The following is a 17235-nucleotide window of genomic DNA, read 5'->3' on the forward strand; positions in this document are numbered from 1 at the left end:
GGCCAAGGCTCACCCAGGCGCCGAAAGCGCAGCGCCGGCCACCTCCGGCCGGCGCCCACCACCCACACCGAAAGGCAGCACATCATGGCGTTCATCACCGTCGGCCAGGAGAACACCACCCCCGTCGAGCTCTACTACGAGGACCACGGCACCGGGCAGCCGGTCGTGCTCATCCACGGCTACCCGCTCGACGGAAACTCCTGGGAGAAGCAGTCCGCCGCCCTGCTCGCGGCCGGCTACCGCGTCATCACCTACGACAGGCGCGGCTTCGGCCGCTCCGGCCGGCCCACCACCGGCTACGACTACGACACCTTCGCCGCCGACCTCGACACCCTCCTGACCACCCTCGACCTGACCGACGCCGTGCTCGTCGGCTTCTCGATGGGGACCGGCGAGGTCGGCCGCTACCTGGGCACCTACGGCTCCGGCCGGATCGCCAAGGCCGCCTTCCTCGCCTCGCTCGAACCCTTCCTGCTCAAGACCGACGACAACCCCGGCGGCGTCGACGGCGCCGTCTTCGAAGACATCACCAAGGCCGTCACCGCCGACCGCTACGCCTACTTCACCTCGTTCTACGAGAACTTCTACAACCTCGACGAGAACCTCGGCTCCCGGATCAGCGATGAGGCGGTCCGCAACAGCTGGAACGTCGCGGCCGGCGCCTCCTGGCACGCGTCCGTCGCCTGCGTGGCGACCTGGTCCACCGACTTCCGCGCCGACCTGCCCGCGATCGACGTCCCGGCACTGATCCTGCACGGCACGGCCGACCGCATCCTGCCCATCGAATCCACCGGGGAACTCTTCCACCGGGCGGTCCCGCAGGCCGAGTACGTCGTCATCGACGGCGCCCCGCACGGCCTGCTGTGGACCCACGCCGAGGAGGTCACCGACGCCCTCCTCACCTTCCTGGCCAAGTAAGGGGCCATGCGCGGCCCGGGCCCGCCCGGCCCGAAGGCGTCTGTGGGGAGCACGGCCGGTGGGCCGGTCGTGCTGCCCACAGACGCGGTGACGCTCCTTCGTCCGGCCCCCTCCCGACTCCCTTGCCCGCGGCCGGCTGCCGGGTACGGTCGGGTTCGTTCCGCCGACCCGTTCCCCGCAGCTCCACGCTGAGGTGCGCCATACGCAAGATCGTCTACTGGATGTCCATGTCCCTCGACGGCTTCATCGAGGGCCCGCGACGGGAGATCGACTGGCATCAGGGCGACGACGAACTCCACCGCCACTTCAACGAGGAGCTCGCCGGGATGGGGGCGTTCCTGGACGGGCGCGTCACCCATGAGCTGATGGCGGACTTCTGGCCGGAGGCCGACCGGGACCCGGCCGACGACGGACCGATGGCCGAGTTCGCGTCCATCTGGCGGAACATGCCGAAGTACGTCCACTCGTGGACGCTCCGGCGGGCGGACTGGAACACCACGGTCGTCCGCGAGGTCGTCCCCGAGGAGGTCAGGGCCCTGAAGGAGCAGCCCGGCGGCGACCTGGCGCTCGGCGGGGCCGGCCTCGCCGCCTCCTTCGCCGCCCTCGACCTGATCGACGCGTACCGCGTCTACGTCCACCCGGTCCTCATCGGCCGGGGCAAGTCCGTGTTTCCGGAGGAGGAGAACCGGACCGCCCTCCGGCTCACCGGCAGCCGGACCTTCGGCAACGGGGTCGTGGAACTGCGGTACGAGCGCGCCGGCCGGTGACGTACCGGGACCGGCCCGGGACGTCATCGCACCGTCAGCGGCCCGCCTGGAGCGCCGCCCAGGTGGCGGTGCCCACGACGCCGTCGGCCGTCAGGTCCCGGCTCGTCTGGTACGAGCGGACCGCGGTCGCCGTCGCCGGGCCGAAGCTCCCGTCCGCCTCCACCGTCGAGCCGAGCGCGGCCGTCAGCGCGCGCTGGAGCCGCTTGACGTCCTCGCCCGTCGCACCTTCGGCGAGCGCCGGGGCGGAGCCCGCCGACAGCAGCGCGGTCCAGGTCCTGGCCCCCACGACCCCGTCGGCCTCCAGTCCGTGCGCCGCCTGGAACGACGTCACCGCGCCCGTGGTGACCGGCCCGAAACCGCCGTCCGCCTCGCCCACCGGGTAGTCCAGATCGTTCAGCAGCAGCTGGAGTGCCTTGACCTGCGGGCCCGCCGAGCCGCCGCGCTGGGTGGTGTACGTGCCGAAGCTCAGCCCGTCACGGCTCTCGCCGCCCGTGCCGGTGCCCTTGACCAGCTCCATGTAGCGGTTCCAGTCCCAGTTGGGGCCGGGGTCGGTGTGGTCGTTGCCGGGGGCCTCGCTGTGCCCGATGATGTGCGTCCGGTCCTTCGGGATGCCGTACTTGTCGCACAGGTAGGCGGTCAGCGCGGCCGAGGAGCGGTACATCGCGTCCGTGAACCACGAGGGGTCGTCGATGAAGCCCTCGTGCTCGATGCCGAGCGTTGACGCGTTGGCGCTGCGCGCGTGGTACGCGGTGTCGGCGTCGCGCACCATCTGGGTGATCTGGCCGTCCGAGGAGCGCACCACGTAGTGCGCGCTCACCTCGGACACCGGGTCCTGGAACCAGCTGATCGAGCCCGCGTACGAGCCCTGGGTGACGTGGATGATCACCCTGTCGATCGCCGCGGTGCGGCCGGTGGTGTAGTTGTTCGGGTCGGCGGCGACCCAGAGCGCCGCCGGGTAGTCGGCGCTGCGGGTGCCGGTGTCCGTGGCGGCGATGCCGTCCTTGTGCGGCGAGACCGGGCGGCCGGTCACCGTGATCCGCTCGCCGTCCCGGGTGACGGCGTCGAGGCCGTCCGCCAGGAAGGTGTAGACCGTGTCGGCGTAGAGGGCGGCGGCCGGCCCGTCCGTGCCGCTGTACCGGACGACGGCCGGGTACCAGGCGTCGAGGTCGTCGCGGTCCCGGGCGTCGAGGCCGAGGGTGTCCGCGTAACCGCGCAGCACGGCGGCGCCGCCCAGGATGTTGGCGCCGTTGTCGGAGCGCAGGGCGGCGAGCGGTTCGCCGGTGAGCGCGGCGGCCCGTTCCAGCGTGTGGTGCGCGGGGTTGCTGACCAGGTGCATCACGCCGAAGCCGTTTGCCTGGCTGGGGCGCCCGGCGTGGCCGTCGAGGCGGGTCTCGCCGTACCCGACGGCGGCGAGCAGATCACGCGGTACGTCGAACTCCTCGGCAGCCCGCTCGAACGCCCGGTCCATGGGGTGCCCGGTGTCCGTCGCGGCGAGGGCCGGAGTGCCGGTCGCGGCCAGGACGGTGGCGGTGAGGGCCGCCAGGAGGGATGCGCGGGCCTTGGGGTGGGCGGCGCGTGTGGGCATACCTGCTCCTGCTCTGTGGGGAAGGAGAACGGCCCCGGGCCCGGTGGGGAGCGGCCCGGCGGCCGCGAAGCCTGCTCACGATAGAGAGCCGTCGAAGGTATGACAATCATGCTCAGAGCGTGTCGAATCACCGTTCACTCCAACGGAGTTGGCGCCCCGGTGAACGGGAGTGCGCTCTCCGGGATTCGTACACCTGGACAGCCCTCCACCGCACGGGGGAACGCGGACCGGCCCCGCCGCCGCCAGGGCGTATAACAGAGAACTCCGGACCAGCCGGCGTCCCCGATGGCACTCACATCTCACGCGGCAAGGCGTCACCGCGTACGACAGCGGAGAAGTGCCCGATGAGCATGAGCACGGCAGACGAGATCAGGACCTTGCTGACGGCGAACTTCGGAACCGACCCCGTGGCGATCCGCCCCGACGTGCCGCTCCGTCAGCTCCGCCTGGACTCGCTCGCCCTGGAGGAACTGCGGCTCCTCATCGAGGACCGGCTCGGCATCGACCTCGACGACGTCCAGCTCACCTCCCGCGACACGGTCGGCCATCTGGTCGAGGCCGTGCATCGCAAGGCCGCCGCGTGACGGCCCCGTACCGCCTCCCGCCCTTCGCCGCGGCCGTCACCGGGATCGGGCTCGTCACCTCGGCGGGCGTCGGGGCCGAGGCCACCTGGCGCGCGGTGACCGACCCCGCGGCCGCGCCCTGCGTACCGCACCGTGCCGAACTGCGCGGGCTGCCCTGCGACTTCATGTACAGCGTCACCGACCTCGACACCCGGGCCGTGCTCGGGGTGGCCGCGCACCGGCTCATGGACCGCTTCTCGCACCTCGCCGTCATCGCGGCCCGCGAAGCCGTCGCGGACGCGGGCCTGGACCCCGCAGTCTGGGACAGCGGCCGGGTCGCCGTCGTCATCGGCTCCGCCCACGGCGGCCTGCCCTTCTACGACGAACAGCACACCGCCCTCACCGAACGCGGCGCCCGCCGCGTCTCGCCCAAGCTCGCCCCGCTCGCCGTCGTCAACGGCGCCGCCAGCAGCGTCGCCACCGACCTCGGCGCACACGGCCCCAGCCAGGCCGTCTCCACCGCCTGCTCCTCCGGCACCGTCGCCATCGGCACCGCCCACCAGATGCTGCGCACGGGGGCCTGCGACATCGTCGTCGCCGGCGGCGCCGAATCGGTCTGCTCCCGGCTCCTGATCGCCAGCGCCTGCCGGCTGAAGGCCGTCTCCACCCGCCGCGACGACCCCCAGGCGGCCTGCCGCCCGTTCGACACCCACCGCGACGGCTTCGTCGTCGGCGAGGGCGCCGGACTCCTCGTCATGGAACGCCCCGAGCACGCCCGCGCCCGGGGCGCCACCGTCCGCGCCCACATCGCCGGATACGGAGCCTCCAGCGACGCCTACTCCGCCGTCGCCCCCGACCCCGACGGCCTCGGCATCGAACGGGCCCTGCGCACCGCCCTCGCGGACGCCGGGACCTCCGCCGCCGACATCGGCCACGTCAACGCCCACGGCACCTCCACCGTCTCCAACGACCTGATCGAGGCGACCATGCTGCGCCGGGTCCTGGGCGAGCACCCCCTCGTCACCTCCACCAAGGCGATGACCGGCCACACCCTGGGCGCCGCGGGCGGCATCGAGACCGCGCTGACCGTTCTCGCCCTCCAGCACCGGCTCGTCCCGCCCACCGTCAACCTCGACGCCCCCGACCCGGACATTCCGGTCGACGTGGTGAGCAAGGAGGCCAGGCCGGCGGCGTTCGACGCCGCCGTCAAGACCTCGCTCGGCTTCGGGGGCCACAACGCCGCCCTCGTCCTCACCAGGGCCTGACCACCGCGAAGGACCGATGACCATGCCCGACGAGATCATCCGGACCCTCTCGGTGGACGGGCTGCGCTACCGCTACCGCGTCCTGCCGCAGCCCGCGCCCCGCACCGAACCGGTCGTCGTCCTCGGCGGCGCGCTCCAGGGGATGCACGGCTGGCCGCAGATGGACGAGCACCTGGGCCCGCACGCCACCGTCGTCACCGCCGACCTGCCCGGCATGGGCGGCGCAGACCCGCTGCCGCCCGGCACCGGCGACGACCTCCTGTACGCCGCCGTCACCGGCATCATCGACGACCTGGGCGCGGACCGGGTCAACATCTTCGGCTTCTCCTACGGCGCGTCGATCGCCTTCGGCTGCGCCCGGCGCGACCCCGGGCGGATCGCCCGCCTGGTCCTCGGCGGCGTACCGGCGCACATCAGCCGGGCCCAGCGCGACCACTGGAGCCGGGCGGTCGACCGGCTGGAGACCGGGGATGTGGAAGGGCTGGCCCGCCTGACGGCCGAGGTGCTGATGTGCCTGGACCCGCAGCGCACCGTCCACCGCAGGGAACTCGCCCTGCGCTACGTGCGCCGGTCCTTCGTGCACGCGCTCACGCACTCCCCGCACGCCGAGCGGTCGCTGCGCCGGGCGCTGGACCACCGGCCCGACTTCTCCGGCGGGCTGAGCGGGGTGCCCGCGCTCGTCTTCGCGGGCGAGCACGACACCGTGACCTCGCCGCCGCGCCAGCGCGCCTTCGCGGCCACGATCGAGGGCAGCCGCTTCCTGACCATCGGGGAGTCCGACCACTGGGTCGTCCTGGAACGCGCCGACGACGTGGCGGACCTGGTGGCCCGCTTCGTCACGGACCGGCCGCTGGAGGCCGCCCCCGCGCTGCGGCCGCTCGGCTCGCTGCCGCGCCCGCGTGCGGGCGCGGCAGGACCGGCGCTGCCACGGGCGGGCGGCTGAGCCGCCCGCCCGCCCGGATCAGCGGTGGCCGTGGTGCCCGTGGTCCGGGGCGTTCACGTCCAGCCGCACGACCTGCGGGTCGTGGTCGCTCGCCTGGTCGGCGAACTCCGCGTTGATGTGCACCACGTCGTAGTCGAAGCGGCGCACACCCGGGCTGGTCAGGATGTGGTCGAGGGTCTGCGAGTTGCCCTCGTACACATAGCTGTACTGCTCGTTCTTCGGCAGCGTGGTGATCAGCGGCTTGAGGACCTTGCCCGCGGTCAGCGCGCCCACGGTGGGCGAGAAGGCGAAGTCGTTGAGGTCACCGAGGACCACGACCCGGGCCGACCTGTCCGCGGCGAGCAGCGACTTGACGAAGGTGTTGACCTCCTTCGCCTGCTGCACGCGCTTGGTCTCCGAGCTGCGCACCGGCTCCTGGTAGCGGCCGTGCAGGGGCTGGTCGCCGCCCTTGGACGCGAAGTGGTTGCCGACGACGAAGACCGGCTCGCCGCGGAAGCGGAACTCGCCGACCAGCGGCTTGCGGCTGTCGTCCCAGGCGGCACTGGCGGGGGCGATCCGGCCGGGCGACACCGACAGGGTGGCCCCCTTCTTCGTCCGCACGGCCGCGACGGGTGTCGTCGCGTCGCCACCCGGGCGGTCCACGAAGTCGACACGCTTGGGGTTGAAAAGGAAGACGTTACGGATGTTGCCGCCGGGCTCGCCGCCGTCCTTGCCGTCCTGCGGGGCGACATAGCGCCAGGAGTAGCGGGGGCCGCCCGCCGCGACGATCGCGTCCGTGAACCGCTTCAGCGTCGCCTCGGAGCCGACCGTGCCGTCGTTGACCGCGCCGTTGTCGTCCTGGATCTCCTCCAGGGACACGATGTCGGGGGAGGAGAGGTTGACGGCGACGCCCTCGGCCAGGGTGTCGAACTTCGCCTGCTCGTCGAGCGCGTCGAGGTTCTCCACGTTGTACGTGGCGACGGCGAGCTCCTTGCCCTTCTGCTTCCGGGTGACCTCGCGGCGCAGGTGGTGGTCGATGAGCTTGCCGAGCTGGGTGGCCTGGACGTTGTAGCCGCCGTAGGAGTCGTAGTCCAGGACGCCGGAGGTGGTGCCGGACAGCACGTCACCCACGTTCGCGGTGGGCACGGCCTTGCCCGGGTCCAGCGACATGACCTTGAGCCGGCCGGCGTTCTGGTCGGTGTACGAGGAGTACAGCGTGCCGCCGCGCCTGGTCGGGTTCTGCTTCGGCTCTACCGTCACCCACACCTCGCCGTACGCGGTCGTCGCACCCGTCACCCGGGTGTCGGCGATCCGGACCCGGGTGCCCTCCAGGGACTCGTAAAGGTCCAGGGCGTACTTCGACGGCTCCAGGGGCAGCGCGTCGATGGAGCCGCCCCCGGCCGACGGGACGTACCGCGAGGGCACCGCCGCCGCGTTCAGCACCACCGGCGCGGGCAGCGCGTTGCCGGAGGACAGGACCGTGACCCTGGGCGAGGTGATCTCGGTGACGGACTGGGTGGTGGTCGACGGGTAGTACTCGTCCACCGTGCCGCTGACCAGCACCGAGTCGCCCACCGAGACGGCCGGGGCGGCGGAGCCGGTGTAGACGAGGACGCCCTCCGCGGTGCGCGGGTCGGCGTCCGGGGCGGTGTCCTGAATCCAGAACCCGCGCGAACCCGAGGTACGCACCGCCGTGACGACACCGGGCACCCCGGTGACGGCCCGCCCGTCCAGCGGGGAGACCCGGGTGGTGCCCTGGATGTCGTGCACGCGCACGGTGCCGGGCTCGGTCGGGTTGCCCGGGTCGCCGGGGTCCTCGCCGCCGCCCGACGTCTCCCCGGCCGCGTTGACCGGGGTGGGGGGAGCGGCGGTGAGGTCGGCGGCGTTGTCGTCGGTGTCCGCGAGCGAGGCGGCGCGCGCAACGGAGGCGGTGGCGGAGGCGCCCGTGGCCGGTCCGCCGCCCTCCCGGACGACGGCGGTGCCGTAGCCGACCAGGTCGACGATGCGGGTGTCGGCGGCGCAGTCGGCGGCCGTTTTGCAGGTCAGCGGGGTGGTCCCGGAGACCAGGGCGACGGTGCCGCTCGCGGCGGACATCGCTACGGTGCCGGTGGCGTCCGGGGTGGGCAGGGCGACCGTACCGCCGGTGCCCGCCGACTCGGCGACGAGATAGCGGCCGCCCGGCGCGACCGAACCGGTCAGCGCCGAGACCTGCCACTGCGAGCCCGCCGACGGAGCGCCGGGCAGGTACTGGACGCTGAAGCCGGACAGGTCGTACGCGGCGGAGCCGGCGTTGGCCAGCTCGATGAAGTCACGGGTGAGCGTCGCACCGGAGTTCCCGCCGCCCCCGTACACCTCGGAGATCACGGCGGTCGACGACGGGGCCGCGAAGGCGGCGGGCAGCGCGGTCGCCGAGAGCGTCACGGCTACCGCGCCGGCCAGCAGGACGGAACGGGGTGTGGATATGCGCACGGAGACTGCCCCTCAGAGTGTGGTGAGGGAGCACAAGCTATGCGCGTAGAACGGGCCATGACAAGGCATCAGAGGTGAATTCCGGAAAACGTTCGGTCGTGAGCGGGGCTGTCCATGATGCGGCGATGGTTTGACCGGGTTGCGCCGCTCCGGCTACGTTGCGCGGCATGCAGCGATCCGCACACCTGACGACGCGGGGTCACATCGACCTGAAGCGTGTGTGCTCCGCCGTGTGTCACCGCGCCTGAGGCGCCACGCCCGCGCCGGCCCGGACCATCGCCTTCCGGTTCCCGAGCCCCGTGTTCGAGCCGCGTGCCGAGCAGACACCGCGCCCATCGCCGCCCCGAGAGGACCTGGAAGACACTTCGACGTCCTCCCCCAGCTGAAGCAGGGGGATTCCTGGCTCACGTCGCCTGCGGATCGGCGGCCCGGCAGGTCTTCCACGATCAGCACCGGCCGGGTTGAGACCAGCCCGGGTTCGTACAGCAGAGCTGGGAGGTCCGTGTGCTGTCTTGGTTCTCGATCAGCACGGTGTACGCGCTTGGTTCCCGCCACGCACGGCGCGCAACTTGTCCGACCGAAGCAGCGGTCTTTCGCCCCTGGGGCGAAACCCTTTTCCCTGTCCTGCTCCGCAGGAGTCCGTTTCCTTCCTGGCCTGAAGGCCGGGGCATCCTCGGAGGTACCCGGTGAAGAGTCCGTCCGCCCCCGCCCGCCGCCCCCGCGAACCCCGTACCGGCCCGCTGCGCCGCGCCGACATACCCGCCCCGGACCCCGGCCGCCGCCCCACCGGCACCGGCTCCGTCTTCGGTGCGATCCTCGACCACGGCCCGGTCGCCCGGTCCACCGTCGCCCGCCTCACCGGCCTCTCGCCCGCCTCCGTCAGCGGGCACGTCGGCCGGCTGCTCGCCCGGGGCCTGGTCCGGCAGAGCGCCGAGACCGCCGGGCCCAGGGGGCTCGGCCGGCCGCACATCCCCGTCGAGGTCGACACCGGGACCTATCTGGTGGCCGGGGCCCACATCGCCGTCGCCCACTCCACCCTCTCGCTGATGGACCTGCGCGGCCGGATCGTCGCCGAGGACCGGCAGCCGCACCGCACCACCGAACCCCACCGCCTGCTCGCCGGACTCGCGGCCCGGCTGCCCCGGCTGGTGGCCGCGCACGCCGGCGGCCGCACCGTCCTCGCCCTCGGCCTGGCCACCGGCCACCGCGTCGACCCGGCGAGCGGCGTGATCGTGGCGCACCCGCAGCTGGGCTGGCGCGACGTCCCGGCCCGCGACCTGCTCGCCGCCGCGACCGGACTACCGGTCCACGTGGACAGCCACTCCCGCGCCCTGGCCCGCGCCGAGCAGCTGTTCGGCCAGGAGTCGACCCGCGCCAGCACCGTCCTGCTCTTCGTGGGCGCCGTCGTGGACGCCGCCTTCGCGACCGAGGGAGCCATGCACCGGGGCCCGCGCTCGGGGGCGGGCAGCGTCGCCCATCTGCCGCTGGACGCCGGGGGATCGGGCGGTGCGGAGCCGTGCTCCTGCGGGCGGACCGGCTGCCTCCAGTCGGAGGTCTCCGAGCGGGCCATGGTGCGGCGCGCCGCCGCCCAGGGGCTGGTCACCGGTTCCTTCCCGGAGCTGCTGGCCCGGGCGCTGGCCGGGGACGCGCTGGCGGTGGAGCTGTTCCGCCGCCGTGCCCGGCTGGTGGGGCGGGCCGCGGCCCTGCTGCTGGACATGTTCGACCCGGAGGTGCTTGTCGTGGTCGAGCCGGGGACCGGCCGGATACCGGAGTGTCTGGCCGATCTGCGCGCGGAGGTGGGGGAGCGCTCCTGGGTGTGCGACGACCCCGAGCGGGCCGTGGTGCCGAGCAGCTTCACCGGCTCGGTGCTGGCCACGGCGGGCGGCGCGGTGGCCCTCGGCTCGCTGTACACGGACCCGCTGGGGCACTGGCCCGCGCTGCCCGCGGTGTCCTGAACCCGCCATAAGGACTGTCCCATAATCCGACTTAATTCAGTCAGTTGCATTGTTGACCGGGTGCGAACCCCGACGGGATGATGGATTCATGACCAGCCGACAGCGGAATTCAGGGAAAGCGTCCTCGGTGACGCACCCCTTCCGCTCGTCCGCGCCGGCGCCCGCGGCCGACCGGCTGCTGTGTCGCGGCCGCTGTCCGGGTACCAGGTAAACACCCGCTGAAATTCGGCGAACGTTCCGCGCCGCCACGCGCCTCGCCTTTCGTATTTTTATGCGCATTTACATGAGCATTTCCGTGAACATTTCCATGCGCATGGAAATACGCATCACCGCGCACCCCAGGCAGTTTCTGCCCTGCCTCCCCCCTTTCCGACTTTCCATCACGGGAGAGACGATGACCGTCACTGTGCCCTCGTACGCGGCTCCGGCCGCAGCCCCCGCCCCTGCGGGGATCGCCCCCGACCGTTTCAAGCAGGCGTTCCGCCGCTACCCCGCCGGGGTCGTCGTCATCACCGCCGACGCGGGCCGCGGGCCCGTCGGCTTCACCGCGACCTCGCTCACCTCGCTCTCCCTCGACCCGCCGCTGATCTCCTTCGGCATCGGGACCACCACCTCGTCGTGGCCGCACTTCGAGCAGGCCCTTACGGCCGTCGTGCACTTCCTCGGCGCCGAACAGCAGACCCTGGCCAGCACGTTCGCGACCAGCGGCGTCGACCGCTTCGCCGCCCCCACCCGCTGGCACCGCCTGCCCGGGGGCGAGCCGACGCTCGACGGGGTGGCCGGAGGGCTGCGGGTGGAGATCGAGCAGATCGTCCCGGCCGGCGACCACCGCATCGTCATCGCCCGGGTGGTGGACGCCTGGCTCGACGAGGGCCGCAGCCCGCTGCTCTTCCACGACGGCGCCTACCACTCACTCTGACCGCCCCCGGGCGCCCAAAGATCAGGGATCACCCATGTCACGCCACCACACGCACCGGCCGGTCGGCCGCAGGTCGTTCCTCGCCCTCACCGGCGGAGCGCTCATCGGCACGCTCGCCGCCTGCTCACCGCAGGCCTCGTCCGCGGCGAGCGCCGAACCGGCCGGAAAACTCCCTTCCGGGGCGCCACCCCCAGGCACGAAACTCTCCATAGCCGTCCGCACGACGCATCTCCAACTCGGCCCCGCGGGGCTGGATAAGGACCTGCCTTTCACTGTTTCCCAATGGCCCAATCTGAGTGCGGGCCCCGATATCATCCAGGGATTCCGGGCGCATTCCATCGACCTGGCCGTCAACGCCGGAATTCCCCCGATCCAGGCCCGCGCCATCGATGTCGAAGCGAAGATCGTCGCGGTGCAGGTGCGGAACAGCCCCTCGTACGTCTTCGCCACCGCGCCCGGCTCGGACATCCGGTCCGTCGCCGACTTCCGGGGCAGGAAGATCGGCTTCTCCCAGGGCCAGGCCCAGGGCGTCGTCGTCCTGAGGGCGCTGAAACAGGCGGGCATCGCCAACAAGGACGTGGAACTGGTCGCCCTGCCCAGCACCCAGTTCCTCACCGCCCTGCAGTCCAAGCAGGTCGACGTCGCCCCGCTGGGCGAACCCACCCTCACCAAGTACCTCACCCAGTACGGCAAGGACGGGGCGCGCGGTGTGAAGACCGACGTCGTGGACCTGCTCACGGTGCTCTGGGCGCCCAACGAGGTGCTGAACGACCGGAGCAAGGTGGCGGCCGTCCGCAGCTTCATCCCGCTGTGGGCCCGGGGCCAGGTCTGGGCCTGGGAGAACACCGACGAGTGGATCGACACGTACTACGTGAAGGACCAGGGCGTCTCCGGGGAGGACGGCAAGCGGATCGTCGCCTCGCTCCGCAAACCGCAGTTCCCGGTCGGCTGGGACAAGGCCATCGCCTGGGAACAGGAGACCGCCGACCTGATGGCCGCCGGCGGATTCGTACCGGAGCAGGACGCCGCCGAGCTGTTCGACCGCCGCTTCGAGGGGCTGGCGGCCGAGGCCGTACCCGCCCAGTACCGGGAGACGTCATGACCGAGCTGCTGACGAACACCCGCACCACCGGACCGGTCAGCACGGCCGCCGCACCCGCGAAGAAGGACACACAGGCGCCCGCACCCGCCCCGAGGGCGGCCCGCAGACGGCTGGGCCCCGGCCGTGCCATCCCCTTCGGGCGGCTGATCGGCCCGGTGCTGGTCATCGCCCTGTGGTGGTTCGCCTCCGCCATCGGCTACCTCGACCCCCGGATTCTGTCCGGGCCCGGCACGGTCCTGTCCACCGCCTCCGACCTCGTCTCCAGTGGACGCCTCCAGGAGAACGTCCTCATCTCGCTCCAGCGCGCCGGACTCGGCCTGATCTTCGGCGTGAGTGCCGGGGTCGTCCTCGCCGTCGCCGCCGGACTGAGCCGCACCGGCGAATACCTCCTGGACGGCCCGCTCCAGATCAAGCGCGCCATCCCGTCCCTGGCCATGCTCCCGCTGCTGATCCTCTGGCTCGGCATCGGGGAGCAGATGAAGGTCACCGTGATCGCGCTCGGCGTCGCGGTGAGCATGTACGTCAACACGTACGCCTCGCTCACCGGCATCGACAGCCGGTACGTCGAACTCGCCGAAGGGCTCGACCTGAGCCGGGCGCAGTTCATCCGCAAGGTCGTCGTACCCGGCTCGCTGCCCGGCTTCTTCGTCGGGCTGCGCCTCGGCGTCACCGCCTCGTGGCTCGGGCTGATCGTCGTCGAGCAGATCAACGCCACCAGCGGCATCGGCTACATGATGTTCCAGGCCCAGCAGTACGCCCAGTCCGACGTGATCATCGTCGGCCTGGTGGCCTACGGGATCTTCGGCTTCGCGTCGGACGCGGCGGTACGCGCCGTAGAGAGGAAGGTCCTGTCATGGCGACGCACCCTGGCGGGCTGACCGGCCCCCGCACCCCGCCCGGTGCGACGGCGCTCGACCGGCGCCCCGCCATCCGCACCCGCGACCTGGTCCGCCGGTTCGGCGACCGCGACATCCTCAAGGGACTCGACCTCACCGTCGCCCCCGGCGAGTTCACCGCACTGCTCGGCCGCAGCGGTTCCGGCAAGTCCACCCTGCTGCGGGCCGTCGCCCGCCTCGACCACACCGTCGAGGGCTCCGGCGAACTCACCGTCCCCGACCGGGTCTCGCTCTCCTTCCAGGACTCCCGGCTGCTGCCGTGGCTCCGGCTGATCGACAACGTCACCCTCGGGCTGCGCGGCCCGAGGGCCCGGCAACGCGGCCTCACCGCCCTGGCCGAGGTCGGCCTGGCGGGCCGCGACCGCTCCTGGCCGCACGAGCTGTCCGGCGGCGAACAGCAGCGCGCCGCCCTCGCCCGCGCCCTGGTCCGCGAACCCGGACTCCTGCTCGCCGACGAGCCGTTCGGCGCCCTGGACGCGCTGACCCGGATCAAGATGCACGACCTGCTGCGCGAACTCCACGAACGGCACCGCCCCGCGGTCCTCCTGGTCACCCACGACGTCGACGAGGCCGTCGAACTCGCGGACCGGGTCCTGGTCCTGGAGGACGGCCGGATCTCCGTCGACCTCACCGTCGACCTGCCGACCCCGCGCTCCCGCCGCGACCCCCGGTTCCAGGAGTACCGCGACACCCTGCTCACCGCGCTCGGGGTCGCCCAGCCCCAGCCCCAGACGCAGCCCCAGCCCCAGCACCTCCACCCCCGTACCGAAGCGAAGGACTCCCATGGCCCGCACGTCTGACCGCAAGCAGCTCCACCTCAACGCCTTCCTCATGTCCACCGGCCACCACGAGGCGTCCTGGCGGCTGCCCGAGAGCCCGGCCGGGGCCGACTCCGACATCGAGCACTACAAGAACCTCGCCAGGATCGCGGAACGCGGCAGGCTGGACTCCCTGTTCCTCGCCGACAGCCCCGTCCTGATGGGCGATCCCGGACGCCGGCCCGCGGCCAAGCTGGAACCCACCGTCCTGCTCACCGCGCTCGCCGGCGCCACCCGCCACATCGGCCTCATCGCCACCGCGTCGACCAGCTACAACGAGCCGTACAACCTGGCCCGCAGGTTCGCCTCGCTGGACCACGTCTCGGGCGGCCGGGCCGGCTGGAACATCGTCACCACCGCGGGCGCCGACGCGGCCCGCAACTTCGGCCTGGACGACACCCCGCTGCACCACGACCGCTACCGGCGCGCCGGCGAGTTCGTCGAGGTGTCCACCAAGCTCTGGGACAGTTGGGCCGACGACGCGGTGATCGCCGACAAGGATCGCGGCGTGCACGCCCTGGCCGAGCGGGTGCGGCAGATCGGGCACCGCGGCGAGTTCTTCCGGGTCGACGGCCCGCTGAACGTCCAACGCCCCCCGCAGGGCTACCCGTTGCTCGTGCAGGCCGGGTCCAGCGAGGACGGCAAGGACTTCGCGGCCCGGTACGCCGAGGCGGTGTTCACCGCCCAGCAGACGCTGGAGGAGGGCATCGCGTTCTACAAGGACGTCAAGGAGCGCGCCCGGGCCGTCGGCCGCAACCCGGACAGCATCAAGATCCTGCCCGGCATCGTGCCCGTCATCGGCGACACCGAGGCCGAGGCGCTGGCGCTCGACGCCGAACTGGAAGGCCTCATCGTCCCCGAGTACGCCAAGCGGCAGCTCGCCCAGCGGCTGAAGATCGCCCCCGACGACCTCGACCTGGACGCGCAACTCCCCGAGGACATCCCCACCGAGGACGAGATCGAGGGCGCCAAGAGCCGCTACACGCTCATCGTGGAGCTGGCCAGGCGCGAGAAGCTGACCGTGCGGCAGCTCATCGGACGGCTCGGCGGCGGACGCGGCCACCGCACCTTCGCCGGCACCGCCGAGCAGGTCGCCGACACCATCGAGCACTGGTACGGGAGCGGGGCCGCCGACGGCTTCAACATCATGCCCGCCGTCCTCCCCTCCGGCCTGGAGGTCTTCGTGGACCGGGTGGTGCCGATCCTCCAGGAGCGCGGCCTGTTCCGCACCGAGTACACCGCGAGCACCCTGCGCGGGCACTACGGGCTGCCCCGCCCCGCCAACCGCCTCTTCGACGAAGTCGACCTGGGCGAAGGCCACTTCGGTATCGGTCTCGCGGAGGCCCGGTGACGGACTGTCCGACTCCGCAGACCGGTAGGGTCCGGCGGCCGCCGCCCGGCTGGGCGCGGCGGCCGCCGGGCTACTGCCTGCGGTAGCGCACCGATCACCTCATGGCATTCGGCGCCGCCGTGACCGCCGCCGGCTGGACGTGGTCCCGTAGGAGGCGCACCTGTTCGGCGGCAGACCCTGGGGGCCCTCTTCGACCTGGTCCACCAGGCTCCGGCCCGGCCCCGCCGCCGTGCGCACCCCCGGCGCGTGATCAGGCGGCCGGCACCCGGTCCAGGAAGCCGCTGACCGAGCTGATCAGCCCGTCGTCGGTGAGGGCGACCACGTCCGAACCGGCGACGGGCGCCGAGCCGTCGGGGGCGACCAGCTCCCAGCTGAAGCGGACCAGGGCGTGGTGCCCGTCCACCGCCCCGGCCGGGCGGAAGGTGAACCCGGGGAACTGCTGCCGCGCACCGGCGATGGCGGCCGCCAGCTGCTCGTGGCCCCGGACGTCGGCCAGCGGATCGGTGTACGTGGCATCGTCGGTGAACGCCGCGGCGACGGCCTTCTCCAGCTCCTCGGGAGCGGCGTTCCAGGCGGCGAAGTAGCGCTGCACGGCGTCGTCGTACGCGGTCATCGTGGAGTCCTCTCATCGGGCCCCCGGCCGGTGGGCCGGGAGCGCTGTGCTCGTGAGGAACACGATGTCCGACGGCGCGCGGGGCGTCGATTACCTCCGGGGTAAGGGGAACCGGGGGCGACGCCGCGGGCTGCTCCACGAAGATCCGCCGGACGGGCGCTACACCCGGGTCTGGTCGCCGCCGTCCGCGATGACGTGCATGGCGGCTTCCTCGGCGGAGGCCGCCGCGCCGTCGATCCCGACGTCCTCGCCCGCCATGCTGTCCGGCTCGTTCAGATCCAGGTCCCGGGTGAGCCGCCCGGCGCGTACGGTGCCGACCTCGCGGTCCCAGGGCTCGCCGTCCCCGTCCACGACATCGCCCACCCCGTCCCCGCGCGGAGTGCCGTCCTCGGGCAGCTCGCGCGCCAGCCGCTCCTCCAGGGGCTCGCCCCGCTGCTGCTCGGCCGCGGTGGTGCGCAGGTCCTGCACCGCCCACGGCCGCTCGGGCGGCGAATACCCCCGGTCGAGCACGTCGTCGAGCTCCACGTCGTCGAGGGTGTCCTCCGTGTCCAGCTGCTCGACGGGGTCGGAGGCCTGCGACTGCGGCTGGGGCTGATAGACGTCGTCGCCCCGGTCGGCATCATCCATGGCGCTTCCCTTCCCGTGACGGGGCTCCCCTTCAGCATAGGCAGCCTGTGCCCGGCCCCGCAGGGTGCGCCGGGTGCGCCTGCATTCGGGTGAGGTGTGCGCGACCATGGACAGTGCAGGCCGGTCCGGGGGCACCAGCAGGGAGCCCGCACGACGGGCCGGCCACGAGGGGCCAGGAGAGGTCGTCTGGAGAGCGCGTCATGGATTATCCGGAGAACTACCAGCTCGTGTTCCAGTCGTCCGCGGTTGAGGACGACACGGTGACCGTCCACCGGACGGCACAGAGCGGAGCGGGCGGACACCCCGTCTACGAGGACGAGACCGGCATCGTCCGCGCCGAGATCAGCGACCACGCGGAGGTGCGCATGCTCGCCAGCGGCGGCCATCAGCGTCTCGGAACGCCATCGGTGGTGCGCGAACAGGCCGCGTGAAACGGCCGAGAACCCCATTACCGCCCCCGGGGCG

The 17235-nt window shown here is 72.5% G+C and carries 16 protein-coding genes; 12 read left to right on the top strand and 4 right to left on the bottom strand.

Going from position 1 to position 17235, the window contains the following annotated elements; all coding sequences use genetic code 11:
• The first annotated feature begins 84 nt into the window (after positions 1 to 84).
• Both E6P78_RS23930 and E6P78_RS23935 read left to right on the top strand, forming a co-directional pair.
• Positions 85 to 918 carry an alpha/beta hydrolase gene (locus E6P78_RS23930; RefSeq protein ID WP_136205689.1) on the top strand — a complete coding sequence of 278 codons (834 nt, stop codon included), beginning with the start codon at positions 85 to 87 and terminating at the stop codon, positions 916 to 918.
• 200 nt (positions 919 to 1118) lie between these two features.
• Complete coding sequence (locus E6P78_RS23935) at positions 1119 to 1685, top strand: dihydrofolate reductase family protein (protein ID WP_136205713.1); 567 nt, start codon at positions 1119 to 1121, stop codon at positions 1683 to 1685.
• A gap of 34 nt (positions 1686 to 1719) precedes the next feature.
• Here E6P78_RS23935 and E6P78_RS23940 read toward each other — a convergent pair whose 3' ends face one another.
• Complete coding sequence (locus E6P78_RS23940; protein WP_136205690.1) at positions 1720 to 3270, bottom strand: peptidoglycan-binding protein; 1551 nt, start codon at positions 3268 to 3270, stop codon at positions 1720 to 1722.
• A gap of 350 nt (positions 3271 to 3620) precedes the next feature.
• Here E6P78_RS23940 and E6P78_RS23945 point away from each other — a divergent pair, with 350 nt between their 5' ends.
• The 3 genes from E6P78_RS23945 to E6P78_RS23955 are packed head-to-tail and all read left to right on the top strand — an operon-like array spanning position 3621 to position 6041.
• On the top strand, positions 3621 to 3854 hold the full coding sequence (locus E6P78_RS23945) for an acyl carrier protein (protein ID WP_168712690.1): 234 nt from the start codon (positions 3621 to 3623) through the stop codon (positions 3852 to 3854).
• Positions 3851 to 5098, top strand: a complete 1248-nt coding sequence (locus E6P78_RS23950; protein ID WP_136205692.1) for a beta-ketoacyl-[acyl-carrier-protein] synthase family protein — start codon at positions 3851 to 3853, stop codon at positions 5096 to 5098. Before E6P78_RS23945 ends, E6P78_RS23950 begins: the two co-directional genes overlap by 4 nt.
• A gap of 22 nt (positions 5099 to 5120) precedes the next feature.
• The gene (locus E6P78_RS23955) at positions 5121 to 6041 is read left to right on the top strand and encodes an alpha/beta fold hydrolase (RefSeq protein WP_136205693.1); all 921 of its coding nucleotides are present in this window, start codon (positions 5121 to 5123) and stop codon (positions 6039 to 6041) included.
• Positions 6042 to 6059: 18 nt separating this feature from the next.
• On the opposite strand, the gene E6P78_RS23960 is transcribed toward E6P78_RS23955, so the two are convergent.
• The gene (locus E6P78_RS23960) at positions 6060 to 8489 is read right to left on the bottom strand and encodes an endonuclease/exonuclease/phosphatase family protein (RefSeq protein WP_136205694.1); all 2430 of its coding nucleotides are present in this window, start codon (positions 8487 to 8489) and stop codon (positions 6060 to 6062) included.
• A gap of 686 nt (positions 8490 to 9175) precedes the next feature.
• Here E6P78_RS23960 and E6P78_RS23965 point away from each other — a divergent pair.
• From E6P78_RS23965 to E6P78_RS23990, 6 genes are all read left to right on the top strand, one after another.
• Positions 9176 to 10444, top strand: coding sequence for an ROK family transcriptional regulator (locus E6P78_RS23965; RefSeq protein WP_136205695.1), 1269 nt, complete (start codon positions 9176 to 9178; stop codon positions 10442 to 10444).
• Positions 10445 to 10838: 394 nt separating this feature from the next.
• A complete protein-coding gene (locus E6P78_RS23970) occupies positions 10839 to 11363 on the top strand; it encodes a flavin reductase family protein (RefSeq protein ID WP_136205696.1) in 525 nt (174 codons plus the stop codon).
• A gap of 34 nt (positions 11364 to 11397) precedes the next feature.
• A complete protein-coding gene (locus E6P78_RS23975; RefSeq protein WP_136205697.1) occupies positions 11398 to 12465 on the top strand; it encodes an ABC transporter substrate-binding protein in 1068 nt (355 codons plus the stop codon).
• On the top strand, positions 12462 to 13343 hold the full coding sequence (locus tag E6P78_RS23980; RefSeq protein WP_136205698.1) for an ABC transporter permease: 882 nt from the start codon (positions 12462 to 12464) through the stop codon (positions 13341 to 13343). The genes E6P78_RS23975 and E6P78_RS23980 overlap by 4 nt, the downstream gene beginning before the upstream one ends.
• Positions 13319 to 14161: an ABC transporter ATP-binding protein gene (locus E6P78_RS23985; protein WP_136205699.1), complete on the top strand. Its 843-nt coding sequence runs from the start codon at positions 13319 to 13321 to the stop codon at positions 14159 to 14161. Before E6P78_RS23980 ends, E6P78_RS23985 begins: the two co-directional genes overlap by 25 nt.
• Positions 14145 to 15530 carry an LLM class flavin-dependent oxidoreductase gene (locus E6P78_RS23990; RefSeq protein WP_136205700.1) on the top strand — a complete coding sequence of 462 codons (1386 nt, stop codon included), beginning with the start codon at positions 14145 to 14147 and terminating at the stop codon, positions 15528 to 15530. The genes E6P78_RS23985 and E6P78_RS23990 overlap by 17 nt, the downstream gene beginning before the upstream one ends.
• A gap of 250 nt (positions 15531 to 15780) precedes the next feature.
• Here E6P78_RS23990 and E6P78_RS23995 read toward each other — a convergent pair whose 3' ends face one another.
• Entirely contained in the window at positions 15781 to 16143 is a 363-nt protein-coding gene (locus E6P78_RS23995; RefSeq protein ID WP_136205701.1) for a nuclear transport factor 2 family protein, read from the bottom strand.
• A 159-nt stretch (positions 16144 to 16302) separates the two neighbouring features.
• Positions 16303 to 16770, bottom strand: a complete 468-nt coding sequence (locus E6P78_RS24000) for a DUF5709 domain-containing protein (RefSeq protein WP_136205702.1) — start codon at positions 16768 to 16770, stop codon at positions 16303 to 16305.
• 200 nt (positions 16771 to 16970) lie between these two features.
• Here E6P78_RS24000 and E6P78_RS24005 point away from each other — a divergent pair, with 200 nt between their 5' ends.
• Entirely contained in the window at positions 16971 to 17201 is a 231-nt protein-coding gene (locus E6P78_RS24005) for a DUF6296 family protein (protein ID WP_136205703.1), read from the top strand.
• Positions 17202 to 17235: the final 34 nt, after the last annotated feature.

This window comes from Streptomyces sp. A0958, from assembly GCF_004795035.1.
Classification (GTDB): domain Bacteria; phylum Actinomycetota; class Actinomycetes; order Streptomycetales; family Streptomycetaceae; genus Streptomyces.